Below are 18,079 nucleotides of genomic sequence, written 5' to 3' on the forward strand. Positions count from 1 at the left end.
ACGTTACGGCGATTTCAGCTGCGGCGCGGACGGTGCTTCCGCCGCCGCTTCGCTTTCCAGGTCCGCGATGCTCGGCCTCCAGCCCTTGCTGACGTCGACGTAGCCGGCATCGTTGTCGGAGCGGCGCGGCTGGATCTCGGCGCTGGTCCCGCTGGCCGACGCCAGCGCATCTTCGGCGCTGCCCGTTTCCGTCGCGGCCGGCAACGGCACCACGCCCGGCTCGACCCCGGCATAGCGCGCGGTGAAGGCCGCGCGCCGACCCCAGCCCTGCGGCCAGCGGTAGAACAGGTGCTGGCCGATGGCCGCCACCTTTTCGAGTCGAGGCGCCCAGGCCGGATAGACGTAGTCGGCGTGGTAATGGGTCGCCATGCCGACCGATTTCTCGACCCGGCCAGCCAGGGCCTCACGCGCCTCGCGCAGCGCCCTGTCCCACACCGCCGGCACCGGCACGCGCGCCAGTGCTCCGTCGCAGGCGAACGTGAACTGGCAGGTCGGACCGATCCGTTGGTAGACCACGTCGCAGACACCGCGGGCATAGGCCGGGTGACGAACGCGGTTCAGCACAACCTGCGCAACGGCGCGGCGGCCGCGCTCGCTTTCGAAACCTGCCTCGTAATAGATCGCCTGGGCCAGGCACGTCTCGGCACGCAGCCGCGTAGCGGGATCGTCCGGGCCGACAAAGGCCGGCGCCGGCTCTAGCGCGCCAGGCATGATCGGAAGCGCGGCATTAGCCGCCCGCGCCTCGGCCGCTTCGACCACGATGGTCGTGTTGTCGGCGGTCGCCGCAAGCAGGTCCGGTGGCGGCATCGCCGGCATGGAAGCGTCAGGGCCGGTCGGGCGGTTCGAGACCTTCGGCTCGCTCTGGCGCCCGGGGGAAAGCCAGACCGCAAGTGCCACCGCGCCGCCGAAGGCGGCGACGGCAGCACCACGCTGCGGACGTCCTTTTCGCTCCCCGGCGTCGCTCACTCGGGCCCGTAGGACTTTCGCTCGGTGATGCCGAGAAACTCGCGCAAGCGGTTCTCGCGCGCCAGCAGCGAATAGGCCGCGAGGATCGTACTCGCCCGTGCCGATTCGCGCTCGCCCGCCGCGCTGAACGAGGCGCTCTGCGCGTCGAGCACGTCAAGCAGCGACCGCCGCCCGATCCCGAACTGCGAACGGTAGGAGAAGACCAGGTCGCTCGCCACCTGCGCGCGAAGCGACTGCTCGGTCAGCTTGGTGCGCCACGCCGAGAGCTGCTCCCAGTCGTCGCGGACGCCGCGTTCGCTTTCCCGCTGCGCCTTGATCAGCGCCTCGGCGGCCTCGTAGGACCGGCCCATCGCCTCGCGTACCCGCGCGGCGTTGACGCCCCCGTCGAAAAAGCGCCAGCGCATGGAGACAAGCGCGGAATAATCGTTGGTCTTGCCGCGGAACCCGTCGAAATCGTTGCCCGTCCTGGCGCTTCCCTGCGCATCGATCGTCGGCAATCCATCCGCCTCGGCGCGGCGCACCATGGCCTGGGTGGCCTTGACGTCATGCTGCGCGGCAATCACCGCCGGATCCTGGCGCGCCGCGTTCTGGATCGCCTCTTCGAGAGTCGTCGCCAGCGCGGGGCTGGCATCGGGAGGCACTTGCAGGCCGACCGGCTCGCGCCCGACCAGGCTGATGAACAGGTTGCGCGCCGTACCCACGTCGCGTTCCGCATCGGCAAGGCGCACACGGGCCTGCTGGCGGCGTTCGTCGGCCTGCTGGCGTTCGGACACGCTCATCGCGCCTTGGGCGACGCCTTCGCGCATGTCGGCGGCCAAACGATCGTGGAAGGTCATGTTTGCCCGGGCCGTTTCGAGCAGGCCGCCATAGAGCAGCGCCACGACATAGGCGCGGGCGGCCTGGAAGGTCGCCTGCTCGGCCGCCTGCTCACGTTCTTCCTTGAGCGAGGAAACCCGCGCCTTCTGCGCCGAAATCGTGGCCGAGCGGCGCCCCATGTCCCAGATCGGCTGATCGACCGAGATCCCGACGTAGCGCGGCTTCTCGTTCAGCGCCGACAAGCCCAGGCTGTTGCGTGCCGAATTCTCCAGCCGCCGGAAACCGACGTTCGCCTCGGCCGTGAACTTGGGCAACCAATCGCGCTGTGCCTGGTCTTCGGCAGCCTCGCCCTGCTTCACGCGGGCGTCGGCCTGCCCCAAATCGGGACTGCGCGCGAGGGCCGTCGCCGCCGCTTCGTTCAGCGTCATCGACTGCGCCCGGGCTTCCCCGGAAAGGCTCGTGCCTGCCAGAAGCAGACCGCCAAACGCTGCAAGGTGTCGAACTGGTGTCATTTCGGCTTCCCCCCGACTCGCGGCGCGCGCGGCCAACAGTTTCACAGACAACGATAAAGCGGGCGTGATTGGAACCGCCGCCGACGGTCTGGGCGGGCCTTGCGTAACAGCGTTGCGCGATTCGCGCCAAGCCCGGTCGCGACTCCGCAGCAAACGAACATGGTTAACGCAGTCAAGCGTCGCGACGATTCTAAGTGCGCACTTTCGCTCATTTTTTCGCGTTGACGAGGTTAGCCAACGCGCTTAACCAAGAGTTAACAAGGGTCGTCCTGCGCGTGCCGAGTCGGCATCCGACGCAAGGGCGGATTCATCCGCACCAATCGAAACAACTGCCCAGGCGGGCCGCGCATTTGCGTCGCCGGACTAGAGGCTTCGAGTTTGCTGGAAAGGATAACCCATGGCCATTCTGTCGATCAACGTCACCAATTACGATGCTTCGCTGGGCGATCCCGCGAACCCGTTTGCGGACGACTACAACGCTGGTGATGCGGGCTGGTCCGATCCTTCGGAGCTGAACGGGATGCCGTTCTACCTGAAGCACTACAGCTTCGACGAAAGCCAGTTCATCGGCGCCACGGGCACCGGCCTGTTCAACCCCTTCCTGAACATGAACGGCGATTCGACGCTGCTCGGGTTCAACACCGACATCGATTATAGCGGACAGGACTTCATAAATGCCGGCTATCCCGGCAAGACGATCGACATTTCCAACCCGAACACCGATGCGCTGCGGCTGGGCGACATCCCGATCATCTATCGCGATTTCGACGGCGACGGCACGGCAGAGGCCTATTACCAGATCAACCTCGACATCAACGAGAACACGGGCACAGAGGTGTCGCTCGAGCAGCTGCAGATCTACACCTCGTCCGCCTACGCCACCCTCCCCGATTTCCATTTCGACACATCCAACCCGCTCTCCCTTGCCTTCGCCAACAACCCCGGTGACGCCGCAACCGATTTCACCCTGCGCTTCAACATGCAGGACTACCGCGGTGCGAACGACACGGCCGAACTGCTGATGCGTGACGACGGCGCTGGCCAGGGCAAGCTCGACTATGCGTTCTATTTCCCGGTCGCGATGTTCGCCGGCGCCAAGCCGACCGACTACGTGACCCTGTTCTCGCAGTTCGGCCCCACTCCGCCGGACGACGCGGGCTTTGCCGAATGGAACACGATCAACGCCGCAAAGATCACCGGCATCAAGTTCAACGATAGTGACAACGACGGCGTCCGCGACAACGGCGAAGGCCCGCTTCAGGGCTTCGTCATCTATATCGACCAGGATGGCGACAACAAGCTCGACTCGTTCGAACAGTACACCGTCACGGCGTCCGACGGCAGCTTCGCGTTCTACAGCCTGTTGCCCAACACGAACTATACGGTCCGCGAAGTGCTCACCAGCGCCGATCGGGGCAGCGGCTGGACCGATGGCGCCTGGGCTGCGCTGCTGCCGCCCAACGCGGGCACCTGGGTGCAAACGACCGATCTGCTCAACGACGGCGACCAAACCGTGGTCGTCGGCGCGCCCGGGACCTATTCGATCCTCGTCGGCAACCATCAGCTCGTGCCCAACATCACGATCGACAAGGTGTTCGTGAACGTCACGGACGCCGACACCATCGTCAACACTCCGTCGACAACGGTCATCAACGGCGCGGGCGACATCGCGAACTTCACCATTGCCGTTCACAACAACGGCGAAGTCGACCTCACAAATGTCGTCGTTACCGATGCGCTGTCCGATTCCGGGGCAGTCGAGGTGCTCAAGGCCGGTGGCTTCAACTTTGGCGACACGGACAGCGACGATATTCTCGATATGGGCGAGACGTGGCACTATACCGCCACGCGCACCGCCACGCAGGGTGATCTCAACACCAACGGCGGCGGCGACGGGGACCTCGACAATTCCGCCACCGTGACGGCATCGCCGGTCGGTGGGAGCGGAACCGTGACGGCAACCGATTCGGCCGCGGCGCCGATCGTTCCGGCAGCATCGCTCGCCATCGTCAAGCTGTTCGACGGCTGGACCGGCGGTGACGGGGACAGTCTTGGTGATGCGGTGGGCGACGTCGGCAACTACACTATCCGCGTCACCAATACTGGCAACGTCACCCTGACCAGTGTCGTCGTGACCGATCCCTTGACCGGGAACGTTTACAATGTCGGCACGCTGCAGCCCGGTCAGTCGAGCGCGGCTCTTCCCGAAACCTATGTCCTCGACCAGGACGACCTCGATTCCGACGGCACGGTCGAGGTGGGCAGCTTCCAATCGGGCTCGATCGAGAACACGGCTACCGCCGACAGCGACCAGACCGGGCCGGCCTCGGCAAGCGCGGTCGCTCCGATCGTCTACGATCCCGATTTCACGGTGGTGAAGGCCGTGGCCAGCATAACCGACGGACCTGACTTCAATGGTTCAAACCAGGCGGACAGCGCCGGCGACAAGATCAACTACACGATCACCATCGACAACACCGGCAACATCACGCTGACCGGCTTCACCTATACCGATCTCAACGCCGATGGCGACGCGATAGCCTATGCATCGGGCGACACCGATCTCGACGGCGATCTCGATGTCACCGAAACCTGGGTCTATACTGCGGTTCACACCGTCACCCAGGCCGAACTCGACAACCCCGGAACCTCGATCACCGGCGGGCTGGATACCGACGGCGATACCGACAACCGGGTCACCGTCGACTTTGTCGAGACCTTCGAGAAGAGTTCAAGCGTTTCGACTCCCCTCGTTTACGCGCCCTCGCTCAACATCGTCAAGGACGTCACCTCGATCACCGGCGGGGTCGGCACCAACGGGCTGACCGGCGCCAACGACGCGGGCGACAAGATCAACTACGCGATCAGCGTCCAGAACACCGGCAACGTCACCCTCACCGGGGTGGTGGTGACCGATCCCAACGCGGACGCCGGCACGATCGTGCGGGTGGCCGACCTGGTCGGTGACAACGACGCCCTGCTCGAGGTCGGCGAGACCTGGGCCTATACCGCGGTCCACACCGTCACCCAGGCCGAACTCGACAACAACGGCGGCGGCGACGGCGACATCGACAACATCGCCACGGCGGATTCGAACGAGACCGGCCCCGACACCGACGACGCCAGCGCGCCGGTCCTGCCCGCGCCCTCGCTCAACATCGTCAAGGACGTCACCTCGATCACCGGCGGGGTCGGCACCAACGGGCTGACCGGCGCCAACGACGCGGGCGACAAGATCAACTACGCGATCAGCGTCCAGAACACCGGCAACGTCACCCTCACCGGGGTGGTGGTGACCGATCCCAACGCGGACGCCGGCACGATCGTGCGGGTGGCCGACCTGGTCGGTGACAACGACGCCCTGCTCGAGGTCGGCGAGACCTGGGCCTATACCGCGGTCCACACCGTCACCCAGGCCGAACTCGACAACAACGGCGGCGGCGACGGCGACATCGACAACGTCGCCACGGCGGATTCGAACGAGACCGGCCCCGACACCGATCCGGCCGACGCCCCGCTGCTCTACAACCCGCTTGTCAATGTCGAGAAGTACGTCAACACGGACGTCACCGACAACACCGTCAACGGCGGGTGGGAAGATGCCGACCTGCCGAGCGGGCCGGAAGCCAGCCTGTCCAGCACGGTCGACTTCAAGGTGGTCGTCACGAACACCGGCAATGTCACGCTGACCGGGATCAAGATCGCCGACGTACTCGATGGCGGCGCGCTGAACTACACGACGCTCAACGCGCAGGTAGACATCGACAACGATGGCGACATCGACGGCACCTGGGCCAGCTATGACACCAACAACGACGGCGTGCTCGACACCGTCGGACTTGGCCCCAATGCTTCGATGGCGGTGTACTACTCGTACACCGGCCAATTGGGCGAGCACCAGAACATCGCCACAGTCACCACCACCCAGGGCGCAACCGACAACGATGCGGCGAACTACTTCATGCTCGACAACTGCGTCGGCGTGCGGACCCCGGGTTTCTGGAACCGCTGGACCAACCTGTGGGACGGCACGGCGGTGGGCGATCCCAAGCAGATGGGCACGGTCGGCTTCCCGGAAGAGGACGTGCTCTACAAGGTCGACAGCAACGGCGACGGAGCTATCAACGGGCAAGACCAGAAGGGCCTTCTCATCGGCGACTTCAATGGCGACGGGCTCGGCACCGGCGAAGATGTCATCTTCATCAGCCTGCCCGATGCTCAGAGCCTGGTCGGCGCGTCGAACAAGACGGTCGGAAACGACGGCGTGCAGATCCTCGGCCGCGACGTGATCGCGTCCTGGCTCAACTACCTGGCGGGCAACGGCATCAACAACCCGGGCACCGCAGATGACAGCAAGAACCCGCAGCACTTCATCCAGGATGCGGTCAATTATCTGCAGGCCTTTGCCGGAACCCAGGACGGGAAGCCGCCCAGCGACACCAACCCGCTGTTCCAGGGGGCGAACGACACCTTCGACATCTTCGTTCTCGAAGGACACAAGGTCACCAAGACCAGCACGAGCTTCTGGCAGTCGCCGCAGCCGGATCAGGGCTACGACCATTCCGGTTCGGCGATCCATTCCGCGCTGGATCAGTACAACAACGACGGCATGATCGGCACGATCCGCTATTCCTGCGATGCGGATGACGCCGCCTTCCAGTACGCCGCGGCGCAGGTGGTCAATATCCTGTAAGCGGACCGGACGGAGAAAGCGCGGGCGCACCCACGGCGGTGCGCCCGCGTTCACGTCCGGGATGGGTGGAAATGTTCACAAACAAGGCCTAGACTGCGGGTCACCAAGTCGGGTTCCAGTGATTTCAGCGGGATGCTTGGGGGAGTTTAGGTTTTGCTCTCGTATTCGGACGTAGACGTTCCCAGAGGCCGCATCGCACCATGGCTGGCCGCCCCGCTTCGCAAGAACCGCGCGATCTATACCAGGGTCGCGCTGGCGGCGATCATGATCAACGTGTTCTCCTTGATCACATCGCTGTTCACCATGACGGTCTACGACCGCGTGGTGCCGAACAATGCTACGGATTCGCTGATCGGCCTGACCGTCGGCCTCGTGCTGATTCTGCTGTTCGACTTCGCGCTCAAATTGCTGCGCGCCTATTTCGTCGACGTAGCCGGAGCACGGATCGATCGCGACATCGGCAAATCGATCTTCCAGCAGATCCTCGACATGCGGCTCGATCTGGGCCGCAGTTCGACCGGCGGCCTCGCCGGCCTTGTCCGCGAGATCGAGACGCTGCGCGATTTCTTCGCCTCGGCGACGCTCACCGCGCTGGTCGACCTGCCGTTCATCTTCATCACCCTTGCGGTGATCGCCCTGATCGGCGGCAATATCGTCTGGGTGCCGATCGTCCTGATCCCGATCGTCGTGGTGACCGCGCTGATCAGCCAGCCGGTCATGCAGAAGCTTTCGGCCGAAACCCTGGGCGAGGCGCTGGGCAAGCAGGCGGTGCTGGTCGAAACCATCGGCAGCCTCGAGACAGTCAAGTCGGCCAACGCCGGCGGGATGCTGTCGGAACGCTGGGACAAGGCAGTGATGGGACATGCCGGCGTCTCCCTGCGCCAGCGCCTGATTTCGACCATCTCGATCAACATGGCCGGTACGATGCAAACGATGGCCTATACCGGGGTCGTGATCTTCGGCGTCTATGCGATCCAGGCGCGCACGCTGACCATGGGCGGCCTGATCGCCTGTTCGATCCTGGCCGGGCGCGCGGTGGCGCCGCTTGCGACGATCGCGCAGCTGCTGACCCGGATCAATTCGGCCCGCACCGCCTATCGCCAGATCGACAAGATGATGTCGCAGCCGCCCGAGGGACCCGCCGGCGAGGGAATCCAGCTGCACAACGTGACCGGCGGGATCGAATTCCGCGAGGTCGATTTCCGCTATCCCAATGCACCGGAACTGGCACTGACCAAGGTGTCGTTCCGCATAAATCCGGGCGAGCACGTGGCGCTGATCGGCCCGATCGGATCGGGCAAGTCGACCATCGCCAGGCTGATCATCGGACTCTATCCGCCGACCAGCGGCCTGGTCATGATAGACGGGACCGACATCCGCCAGTTCAGCCCCCCGTCGCTCCGCGCCAAGGTTGGCGCGCTGTTCCAGGACAACGTGTTGCTGACCGGCACGATCCGCGACAACATCATTCTGGGCCGCGACGACGTGGACGAGGCTGAGATGCTGCGCGCGTCCGAAGTCAGCGGGGCGCACGACTTCATCTCGCAGCTGCCCAACGGCTATGACCTGCGCCTCCACGATCGCGGCGAAGGCCTGTCGGGCGGGCAGCGCCAGTCGATCGCCATGGCCCGCGCGCTGATCGGCCGCCCGCCGATCCTGGTGCTCGACGAGCCGACCAGCTCGGTCGACACCGAGACCGAGGCCAGGCTGATCCACCGGCTCAAGAACGAGTTTGCCGGGCGGACGCTGATTCTTATCACGCACCGCCCGTCGCTGCTCAACCTGGCCGATCGCGTCATCGTCATGGCGCGCGGCAGGGTGGCGATGGACGGTCCGACATCCGAGGTCCTGCGCCAGGTTACGCGCCCGCGCCCCTCCCCCCAGATTGCGAAGGTCTGAGCCATGGCAAACATGCTCGATTACCTGAAGGGCGACGAAGCCGATCTCGACGAACAGGAGTTCAAGGCCCGGCGTTCGGCCAACGTCCTGCTCTACATCATCGGCGGATTCTTCGTCCTGTTCCTGCTCTGGGCGACCTTCACCAAGCTTGACCGGACGGTCCATTCGGTCGGCCGGGTTGTGCCCAGCTCGAAAATGCAGGTGGTCTCGAACCTCGAAGGCGGTGTAATCGAGGAAATCCTCGTCAAGCCAGGCGAGATCGTGCGGCGCGGGGACATCCTTGTTCGCCTCTCTCCCACCCTGTCGAACGCACAGCTCGGCAGCTCTTCGGCCTCGGTAGCTGCGCTCCAGGCCAAGATCGCGCGCCTCAACGCCGAAGTGCGCGGTTCGACACCCAATTACGGCGCCATGGCGAGCAGCCAGGTCGCGGTCGAACGCTCGCTCCACGCGGCGCGCAGTGCCGAACTGCAGGGCCTGATTGCCGCCGGCGAAGCCCGCGCCAACCAGGCCGCCCGCTCGGTGAACGAAGCCGAGGCTGCCGTGGCCGCGCGCCGCTCGGCGCTAAACGCGGTCGAAAGCGAACTGCGCATGATCGAACCCCTCGCCGCCAAGGAAATCGTCAGTCGGGTCGATCTGATCAAGGCGCAGAACGCGGTGACCGTCGCGCGAAACGAAGTCATCGCGGCCGAGGCCGCCGTCGCACGCGCCCGCTCCGCCGTGGCGGAGGCGCGCAGTTCCACCGCCCAGGCCCGCAGCGACTGGATGGGCCGCGCCGGCCTGGAGCTTTCGCAGGCGCAGGCCGAGCTTTCGGCCCAGCAGCAGACCCTGCCGGCGCTGTCGGACAAGGTCGACCGCACCACGATCCGCGCGCCGATGACCGGCCGGATCAACCGCGTCCTGGTTTCGACCGTGGGCGGCTCGGTCGCCCCGGGATCGCCTATCGTCGAAGTCGTGCCGACCGGCGATTCGCTGTTCATCGAGGCGATGGTCCGCCCACAGGACATCGCCAACGTGCGCATCGCACAGAAGGCCTCGATCGAGATCACAGCCTACAACTCGGCCATCTTCGGCAAGCTCGACGGGCGCGTGGTATCGATTTCGCCCGACGCGCTGGTCAACGAAAAGACCGGTGAAAGCTTCTACACGGTCGAGGTCGAGACGGTCGGTCCGCTGGTCGACGGCGACGGCAAGAAGCTGCCGATCGGGCCCGGCATGACGGCCAACATTTCGCTCCTGGGCGAGAAGCGGTCGGTGCTGTCCTACATCTTCTCCCCGATCACCCGCCTTGCCGAAAACGCGTTCCGCGAATAGCGCAGCGCATTTCGGCTGGCATATCGCCGATTTGTCGTTAGGTTTCCGTCAGCTTCAGGCGGGTGTACGGCGCTGCCGCTCATCCCGCCCCTGACCATCTGGAGGGGAATAATGGCAACCGACTGGGCCGCCGACGTCAAGATCTACGCACCCGATGCCGACGACGGCGTGATTGCCGCAATCGTCCGTTATTGCGGCATCGCGCTGCGCAAGGCCGATTCCGCGCTGGTCGCATTCAGCGATGCCGAGGAAATAGCGCGCGTGCGCAGCAATTTCCTCAAGAAGAAGCTGGGCCTGACCCAGTCGGACGAAGCGCTCGACGGCGCGATCGCCAAGGTTGCCGCCCGGATGAAGGGCGACCGGACCAAGAACCGCGTCACCGTCTACTACCTGCTTGCTGCCGAGTTCGGAAAGCTGGGCCTGTTCGCGCCAAAGGGTGCTGCCACGCCAACCGCCAAGGCGCCAGCGGCTGCAAAGGCGCCGGCGGCTAAGGCTCCCAAAGCTACGGCTGCCGCAAAGCCCGCGACCAAGGCACCGGCAACGAAGGCTGCTGCTGCAAAGGCTCCGGCCAGCAAAGCGTCGACCGCCAAGGCAGCAACGAAGCCCGCTGCAAACACACCTCAGCCGCTGGCCGCAATGAACGGCGCGAAGGCCGCCAAACCTGCCGCCAAGAGGGCCACGAAGGCTGAAGCGGCATCAGCATCTGCAACGACCGCTACGCCAAAGGCAGCGACGCCAAAGGCAGCGACGGTAAAGGCCGCCCCGGTCAAGAAACCAGCGGCGACGAAAGCTGCTTCTGAAAAGGCCGCGGCCAAGCCTGCCGCCGCTGCTCCGAAGACTGCTGCACCTGCGCCCGCTCCTGCGACTGCTCCTGCGCCTGCACCGGCCCCCGTGGCCAAGGTCGCCGATCTGCCGGCTGCAAGCCTTGCTGCCGAACCGGCACCGACCCCGGCGCCCGCTGCCGAACCGGCCCCGGTTGCCAAGTCTGCCGCGCCGGCACCGTCCGCCGTGCCACCGGCCGACGACACCAGCTCGATGGGCTGGCTGTGGATCGTCATCGCGCTGGGGTTGCTGGTCGCCGCTTTCCTGCTGTTCCGCTAGCGCCAGCCAGCGGCAGGTCCGAACGAAGAAGGGGCGGAAAAAGCGCTTACGCTTTTCCGCCCCTTCTAATTAGTCCGGAAATCAGCCGTTCAGCGGAGCGCGACCACGTTGTCGCTGCTGCGCGGATCGCGGCGGTTGCCCATATACTGGCTTGCCATCGGCTCATCGGTCACGGTGACGAGGTCGGCCTGGCCGAAGCCGTTGAACGCCGTCTTCATCGCCGCGCCATAGGCGCCGAGCATGCCGATCTCGATGTAGTCGCCGACCTTGATGTCCGCCGGCAAAAGGAAGGGGCCTTCCATGTAGTCGGCATCGTCGCAGGTCGGCCCGTAGAACGAGTAACCAGTCTGCACCTCGCTGCGGCCTTCGCTGAGGCAGCGCACCGGGAAGCGCCAGCCGACGTGCGCCGCATCGTAGAGTGCGCCATAAGCGCCGTCGTTGATGTAGAGCTCGTCGCCACGGGTCCGCTCGACCTTGACGATCAGCGAGTTGTATTCGGCGCACAGCGCGCGGCCCGGCTCGCACCACAGTTCCGACGAATAGGAAACCGGCAGCGATTCGGCGGCGCGGTGGATCGCGGCGAAATAGTCTTCGAGCGGCGGGGGCTCCATGCCCGGATAGATCGACGGAAAGCCGCCGCCGACATCAACGATGTCGACGGTAACCGAGGCATCGACTACGGCCGCGCGGACGCGTTCCAGCGCCTGGACATAGGCGAACGGGGTCATCGCCTGCGACCCGACGTGGAAGCAGATGCCCAGCGCATCAGCGACCTGACGGGTCGCCTGCAGGAGCGGCGCGGCATCTGCGAGGTCGATGCCGAACTTGCTGGCCAGGCTCAGTTCCGAAAACTCGGACGAGACGCGCAGGCGCACGCACAGCGACAGGTCTTCGGCACCATCGGTGGCTTCGACGATCTTGGCCAGCTCTTCGTGGCTGTCGAGGCTGAAGGTGCGCACCCCGTGCTGGTGATAGGCCTCGGCGATCGCGCCGCGCGCCTTGACCGGGTGCATGAAGCACAGCACCGCTTCGGGCAGCGTGGCGCGGACCAGGCGCACCTCGGCGATCGAAGCGACGTCGTAGTGCGTCACTCCGGCGTCCCAGAGCACCTTGAGCAGGTCAGGCGAAGGATTCGCCTTCACCGCATAGAGCGACTTGCCCGGGAACTTCTCGGTAAAGAAGCGGGCAGCGCGCGCCGCGGCGTGCGGGCGGTTGAGGATAACGGGTTCGTCGGGCGAAAGGGCGCGAACTACAGCCGATGCGTCGTGAAATTGGTGCAACTCAAGGGACCCCCAATAGGCCTTTCGGCCAGGTAACACGAAGACGAAGCTGCCTTGCGGTTATTGGAAGTCCCCTTGGGGCAGCGGAGGGCGGATATAGGGGTCCCTAGATTAAGTGCAAATGAATTTTTGTGACAGCACTGCTGCAAAACGGGACTCTGCGATTAACCGTGCGAAATCAGATGGTCGGCCACCGCTTTGTAGGCCGGAAGCGAGGTCGGATCCAAGGCCGAATTGGCCGCCACCGGGTGCGAGCCGAATCGTGCGATCACCATTTCCGCAACCGGATCGACATAGATTGCCTGGCCATGGATGCCGCGCGCCGAATAGGCGCCGTGGTTGCCGCCGACGAACCACCACTGGCTGCGGTAGGAACCGCCCGGAATCCACCGATAGCCGGCCGGCGCGAACGCCTCGCGGCTGCCGCCGGGCAGGATCGATCCGATCGCCGCGGCGTGGATCGCCTGGCTGCCACCGGGGAGAGTTCCGCCGAGCCGCATCGCCTCGCCGAAGCGGGCCATGTCGCGCAGCACCGGGTTGAGCCCGCCGCCGGCAAAAGGCATGCCCGAGGTGTCGATGAGGAAATCGGCGTCCTGCTCCATTCCGAGCGGTTGCCAGATCCGCCGCGACAGGACCCGGTCGAGCTGCTCACCCTCGGTCCGCGCCACGATCCAGCCGAGCACCTCGGTGTTGCAGGTGCGGTAGGTAAACCGCGCGCCATGCTCCCCGTTCTTGCGAACGGTGGGGAGGAATTCGAACACATCGTCCGGCCCGGCATAGCCCGGCGGGCGCGGGGTCAGGCCAAGCGCGTTGCTCATCGCCCCGATGCCCGAGGTCGGATCGGTGTACTCCTCGCTGAAATCGAGCGCGGTGGTCATGTCCATGACCTGCCGCAGCGTCGCATCGCCAAAGCCGCTGGCGGCCAGTTCCGGGATCAGGTCCGCAACCGGCGCGGCAGGATCGAGGCGTCCTTCGGCGACCAGCATTTCCGCCAGGGTGCCGACAAAGCTCTTGGTCACCGAAAAGGCGATGTGCGGCGTGTCGGGCCGGGTCGCGCCGCGGTAGCGTTCATACACGATCGCCCCCCGGTGCAGGACCAGGATGGCATCGGTGAAATTGGCCTTCTGCGCCTCGGCCCAGGTAAGGCTGCGCCCATCGTCGAGCGCCTGGAACGCAACCGCGTCGAGATCGTCACGCAGCGCCACCGGCAGGTCCCACAGCGTCGCACCCCGCCCGACCCGCGTCGTCGGCAGGAACTCGCGCATGCGGGAATAGGCGTGGCGATGCATGGGAAAGCGCATGTGCCCGGCATCGGCCCAGCGAATGCGCCTTTCGGGCGGGGGTGGCAACCCTTCCATCCAGCCCATGAGCACGGGATCGCTGCTGTCTGCGTCGAGAATCTGGTCGGGCATCGCTCTCTCCACTCCTTGCCCGACCATGGCCTAGGACAGACGGTCGCGGAAGTCCTCGTATCCGAACTTGCGCACCTGCTTCAAAGCGTCGCTCTCGCTGTCCCACAGCCAGATCGAGGGCAGCGGCACGCCGTTGAACGTCGTGGTCTTGACCATCGAATAGTGGGCCTGGTCGAGGAAGGCGAACCGCTGGCCGATCTCGGGACCCGCGGCAAAACGGTAATCGCCGATCACGTCCCCCGCGAGGCACGACGGCCCACCAAGCCGTACCGCCCCGCCGGCGGTCTCATCGACCTCGATGTCGACCTGCGGCAGTTCGCCCAGCATCGCCGGGCGATAGGGCGCCTCGATCACGTCGGGCATGTGGCAGGTGGCCGAGACGTCGGTAATCGCCAGCGGCATGCCGTTCCAGTGCGTATCGAGCACCGTGCCGACAAGGATGCCGGCGTCGAGAGCCACAGCCTCGCCCGGCTCGAGATAGATCTCGCAGCCGGTCTGCGCCTTTACCCGGATTAGGAAGTCGACAAGATCGTCACGCTGGTAATCGGCGCGGGTAATGTGGTGCCCGCCGCCGAAGTTGAGCCACGACAACTGCGGCAGGAACCGCTCGATGCGCGGCAGGACGGCCTCCCAGGTGCGCTTCAGCGGTTCGAAATCCTGCTCGCACAGGGTGTGGAAATGGATGCCATCGACCCCTTCCATGTGCTCGTCGGTCAGCTGGTCGACCGGGAAGCCAAGGCGCGAATGCGGGGCACAAGGATCATAGCGCGGCACCTCGCCCTCGGCGTGCAGCGGATTGATGCGCAAGCCGATGTCGAAAATCTGACCGGCGGCGCGGGCCACGGCGATCTGCGGCACGAAACGCTCAATCTGGCCAGGGGAATTGAAGATCACGTGGTCCGACAGGCGCAGGATCTCGGGCAGGTCCTCGGCTTTGTAGGCGGCGCAGTAGGTCGCGATCTCGCCCCTGTAGTGCTCTGCTGCCAGCAGCGCTTCCCACAGGCCAGAGGTGCACACGCCGTCGAGATATTCACCGACGATCGGCGCCACTTCCCACATCGAGAAGGCCTTGAGCGCCGAGAGCAGCTTGATCCCGGTGCGGTCGCGCACGTCGGCCAGCACGGCAAGGTTCTGCCGGAGCCGCGCGGCATCGACCACGAAGGACGGGCTGTCGACGCGCGACAGGTCGAAACGGGCAAAGGCCCCGGGATCGCCGGCTCTGGTTTCCATCGCGCCGATGTAGCCCTTCGCCGCCAGGATGCCAGACCTGTTTGCCCGCGTCAGGCGGAGAGTTCGGGAAAGGGCGTGATGAAAGTCTGGACCATTTCGTCGCTGAAGCAGACGAACAGCACCTCATGGAAAGCGCCGGGGGCGGCCGCGACGGCGTCGCGCACGCTGGTCACGGCAACCCGAGCCGCGTCCTCGCGCGGATAGCCGAAGATGCCGGTCGATATGGCCGGGAAGGCGATGGTTCGCACCGCGTTTTCGGCAGCGACGGCAAGACTGCTGCGATAGCAGTCGCGCAGCACCGCCTCCTCGCCGCGCTCGCCGTCCTGCCAGACGGGGCCGACGGTGTGGATGACGTGGCGCGCCGGCAGGTCGTAGCCGGCAGTGATCTTCGCCTCGCCCGGTCGGCATCCGCCAAGCGTGCGGCATTCGGCGAGCAGGCCGGGGCCGGCGGCGCGGTGGATCGCGCCGTCCACCCCGCCCCCGCCCAGCAGCGACGAATTGGCCGCGTTGACGATGGCGTCGACGCCGAGCTGCGTGATGCTCCCCAGGTGCACCAGCAATCGGGTCGAGCCGACCAGCATCAGAAGTCGACCGGTGCCGGCAATTCGTGGACCTGCCACGGCAGGCCATGGGTGTTGAGCATGTCCATGAACGGATCGGGATCCATTTCTTCCATGTTGAACACGCCGTCGCCCTGCCACTTGCCGGTCAGCATCATCGCTGCCCCGATCATCGCGGGAACGCCGGTGGTGTAGCTGATCGCCTGGTTGCCGGTTTCGGCGTAGGCGTCTTCGTGGTCGCAGATGTTGTAGATGTAGAAGGTCTTTTCGCCGCTGCCGTCAAGCGCCTCGCCGGTGGCGATGTCGCCGATGTTGGTCTTGCCCTTGGTGGTCGGGCCGAGCGTTTCCGGCTTGGGCAGAACGGCGGCCAGGAACTGCAGCGGCACGATTTCCTTGCCCTGGTACAGAACCGGATCGATCCGCGTCATGCCGACGTTCTGCAGCACGGTCAGGTGCGTGATATAGGCATCGCCGAAGGTCATCCAGAACCGGGCGCGTTCCAGTTCGGGCAGGAACCTCGCCAGGCTTTCCAGTTCCTCGTGGTACATCATGTACATGTTCTTCGGCCCGACCTGGTCGAAGTCGAATGCGACCTTCTTCGACATGGCCGGGGTCTCGACGAACCGGCCGCCCTCCCAGTGTCGGGCCGGGGCGGTCACTTCGCGGATGTTGATTTCGGGGTTGAAATTGGTGGCAAAGGCCTGGCCGTGATCGCCGCCGTTGCAATCGAGAATGTCGAGCTGGCGGATCGTCTTGAGCTTGTGCTTCTTGAGCCACATCGCGAACACGCTGGTCACCCCTGGATCGAAGCCCGATCCCAGCAGAGCCATCAGGCCCTTTTCCTTGAAGCGGTCGTGATAGGCCCACTGCCACTTGTATTCGAACTTCGCCTCGTCCTTGGGCTCGTAGTTCGCGGTGTCGAGGTAATCGACGCCGGCGGCCAGGCACGCGTCCATGATCGGCAGGTCCTGATACGGCAGCGCGAGGTTGACCACCAGCCTGGGGCCGATCTGCTCGATCAGGCGGGTCAGCGCGGGCACTTCTTCGGCGTCGATCTCGTAGGTCGAGACGGTCTGGCCGGTTCGTTCCTTGACCGACCGGGCGATCGCATCGCACTTGGCCCGGGTGCGGCTGGCGAGGTGAATGTCGCTGAAGATGTCGGGGTTCATCGCCATCTTGTGGACGCACACCGAACTGACGCCGCCAGCGCCGATAACCAGTACCTTGCTCACTTCCTGAAACTCCTTTGCCGAAGGCATCCGCGCCATATAGGCTGCGGCCATGACTTCACAACCGATGAGGGCACCCGACGCTGCCGGAGTGGCCCGTGCTGCCGCCAAGATAGCCGAATTGCTGCCGCCGACGCCACTGCTGGAATGCGCTATCGACGGCCAGCCGGTCTGGCTGAAGGCGGAAAGCCTGCAACCGGTCGGCGCGTTCAAGATTCGCGGGGCCTGGCACCGGCTCAGCGACCTTAGCGAAGCCGAGCGCGCCCGCGGCGTTGTCGGGGTATCGAGCGGAAATCACGCCCAGGGGGTGGCCTGGGCGGCGCGGCGGCTGGGCATCGCGGCGACAATCGTCATGCCGAGCGACGCCCCGCAGGTGAAGCTCGATTCGACCCGGGCGCTCGGCGCAAACGTCGTGCTTTACGATCGCCCTGGCGGCGAAGACCGCGATGCAGTTGCCCAGCGCCTTGTCGACCGGAGCGGCGCGACCCTGGTCCACGCCTTCGCCGATCCCTGGGTGATCGAGGGCCAGGGCACCACGGGGGTCGAGATCGCCCGGCAACTGGCGGAGCGCGGACTGGACGGTCCGACCCGGCTGGTCTGCCCCTGCGGCGGCGGCGGCCTGTCGGCAGGGCTCGCCCTCGCCTGCCCCGATGCCGAAGTGATCCCGGTCGAACCCGAAGGCTGGGACGACGTACGGGCAAGCCTCGCCGCGGGGCAAATCGTCAAGGTGGCCGACCCCACCATGCCGACAGCCTGCGACGCGCTGCAGACCCCGGCGACCCGTCCGATCAACTTCGCCGTGCTCCGGCAAAGGGTGAAGCGGATCGAGGTCGTCTCCCCCGCCGAAGTGCGCGCGGCGCAGCGCTGGGCTTTCAAGACCCTGCACCTCGTTGTCGAGCCGGGCGGCGCCGCGGCGCTGGCGGCGGTCCTTGCCGGGCGCGTGCCGACCGACGGGCGCACCGCAATCGTCCTGTCGGGCGGCAACACCGACGCCGATGCCTTTGCCAGGGTCATCGCCTCAAGCGACTAGTTGCAATCCGCAATCAATGTGGCAAACCTCCTCCGTCGCC

12 protein-coding genes are annotated in these 18,079 nt (G+C 65.6%); 5 read left to right on the forward strand and 7 right to left on the reverse strand.

Annotated elements, in window-relative coordinates; translation table 11 throughout:
- Positions 1-3: 3 nt before the first annotated feature.
- Positions 4-966, reverse strand: coding sequence for a cell wall hydrolase (locus tag B0I00_RS04580; RefSeq protein WP_232730108.1), 963 nt, complete (start codon positions 964-966; stop codon positions 4-6).
- Entirely contained in the window at positions 963-2,294 is a 1,332-nt protein-coding gene (locus B0I00_RS04585; protein WP_100866125.1) for a TolC family protein, read from the reverse strand. The genes B0I00_RS04580 and B0I00_RS04585 overlap by 4 nt, the downstream gene beginning before the upstream one ends.
- A gap of 397 nt (positions 2,295-2,691) precedes the next feature.
- Here B0I00_RS04585 and B0I00_RS04590 point away from each other — a divergent pair, with 397 nt between their 5' ends.
- The 4 genes from B0I00_RS04590 (at position 2,692) to B0I00_RS17145 (ending at position 11,298) form a co-directional block, all read left to right on the forward strand.
- Positions 2,692-6,987 (forward strand): beta strand repeat-containing protein, encoded by a 4,296-nt coding sequence (locus B0I00_RS04590; protein WP_100866126.1) that lies wholly within the window; start codon positions 2,692-2,694, stop codon positions 6,985-6,987.
- A gap of 153 nt (positions 6,988-7,140) precedes the next feature.
- A complete protein-coding gene (locus tag B0I00_RS04595) occupies positions 7,141-8,886 on the forward strand; it encodes a type I secretion system permease/ATPase (RefSeq protein WP_198519134.1) in 1,746 nt (581 codons plus the stop codon).
- Between the two features lie 3 nt (positions 8,887-8,889).
- A complete protein-coding gene (locus tag B0I00_RS04600; protein WP_232730109.1) occupies positions 8,890-10,197 on the forward strand; it encodes an HlyD family type I secretion periplasmic adaptor subunit in 1,308 nt (435 codons plus the stop codon).
- Positions 10,198-10,308: 111 nt separating this feature from the next.
- The gene (locus tag B0I00_RS17145; RefSeq protein ID WP_198519135.1) at positions 10,309-11,298 is read left to right on the forward strand and encodes a DUF2853 family protein; all 990 of its coding nucleotides are present in this window, start codon (positions 10,309-10,311) and stop codon (positions 11,296-11,298) included.
- A gap of 89 nt (positions 11,299-11,387) precedes the next feature.
- Here B0I00_RS17145 and B0I00_RS04615 read toward each other — a convergent pair whose 3' ends face one another.
- The 5 genes from B0I00_RS04615 to B0I00_RS04635 form a co-directional block, all read right to left on the reverse strand.
- Positions 11,388-12,578 carry a type III PLP-dependent enzyme gene (locus tag B0I00_RS04615; RefSeq protein WP_100866127.1) on the reverse strand — a complete coding sequence of 397 codons (1,191 nt, stop codon included), beginning with the start codon at positions 12,576-12,578 and terminating at the stop codon, positions 11,388-11,390.
- Positions 12,579-12,742: 164 nt separating this feature from the next.
- The gene (locus B0I00_RS04620; RefSeq protein WP_100866128.1) at positions 12,743-13,990 is read right to left on the reverse strand and encodes a serine hydrolase domain-containing protein; all 1,248 of its coding nucleotides are present in this window, start codon (positions 13,988-13,990) and stop codon (positions 12,743-12,745) included.
- Positions 13,991-14,020: 30 nt separating this feature from the next.
- Complete coding sequence (locus tag B0I00_RS04625) at positions 14,021-15,220, reverse strand: carboxynorspermidine decarboxylase (protein ID WP_100866129.1); 1,200 nt, start codon at positions 15,218-15,220, stop codon at positions 14,021-14,023.
- 50 nt (positions 15,221-15,270) lie between these two features.
- Positions 15,271-15,801, reverse strand: a complete 531-nt coding sequence (locus B0I00_RS04630; protein ID WP_100866130.1) for an O-acetyl-ADP-ribose deacetylase — start codon at positions 15,799-15,801, stop codon at positions 15,271-15,273.
- On the reverse strand, positions 15,801-17,012 hold the full coding sequence (locus tag B0I00_RS04635) for a saccharopine dehydrogenase family protein (RefSeq protein ID WP_100866499.1): 1,212 nt from the start codon (positions 17,010-17,012) through the stop codon (positions 15,801-15,803). Before B0I00_RS04635 ends, B0I00_RS04630 begins: the two co-directional genes overlap by 1 nt.
- Positions 17,013-17,061: 49 nt before the next feature.
- Here B0I00_RS04635 and B0I00_RS04640 point away from each other — a divergent pair, with 49 nt between their 5' ends.
- Positions 17,062-18,039 carry a threonine ammonia-lyase gene (locus B0I00_RS04640; RefSeq protein ID WP_100866131.1) on the forward strand — a complete coding sequence of 326 codons (978 nt, stop codon included), beginning with the start codon at positions 17,062-17,064 and terminating at the stop codon, positions 18,037-18,039.
- The last annotated feature ends 40 nt before the right edge of the window (positions 18,040-18,079 follow it).

Origin of the sequence: Novosphingobium kunmingense (assembly GCF_002813245.1) — a bacterium.
Classification (GTDB): domain Bacteria; phylum Pseudomonadota; class Alphaproteobacteria; order Sphingomonadales; family Sphingomonadaceae; genus Novosphingobium; species Novosphingobium kunmingense.

What these genes read in the sequence shown, in the direction of transcription:
- B0I00_RS04585 (WP_100866125.1), bottom strand. Translation starts at nt 2,294, where the DNA reads ATGACACCAGTTCGACACCTTGCAGCGTTTGGCGGTCTGCTTCTGGCA.
- B0I00_RS04590 (WP_100866126.1), top strand. Translation starts at nt 2,692, where the DNA reads ATGGCCATTCTGTCGATCAACGTCACCAATTACGATGCTTCGCTGGGC.
- B0I00_RS04600 (WP_232730109.1), top strand. Translation starts at nt 8,890, where the DNA reads ATGGCAAACATGCTCGATTACCTGAAGGGCGACGAAGCCGATCTCGAC.
- B0I00_RS17145 (WP_198519135.1), top strand. Translation starts at nt 10,309, where the DNA reads ATGGCAACCGACTGGGCCGCCGACGTCAAGATCTACGCACCCGATGCC.
- B0I00_RS04620 (WP_100866128.1), bottom strand. Translation starts at nt 13,990, where the DNA reads ATGCCCGACCAGATTCTCGACGCAGACAGCAGCGATCCCGTGCTCATG.
- B0I00_RS04625 (WP_100866129.1), bottom strand. Translation starts at nt 15,220, where the DNA reads ATGGAAACCAGAGCCGGCGATCCCGGGGCCTTTGCCCGTTTCGACCTG.
- B0I00_RS04630 (WP_100866130.1), bottom strand. Translation starts at nt 15,801, where the DNA reads ATGCTGGTCGGCTCGACCCGATTGCTGGTGCACCTGGGGAGCATCACG.
- B0I00_RS04640 (WP_100866131.1), top strand. Translation starts at nt 17,062, where the DNA reads ATGACTTCACAACCGATGAGGGCACCCGACGCTGCCGGAGTGGCCCGT.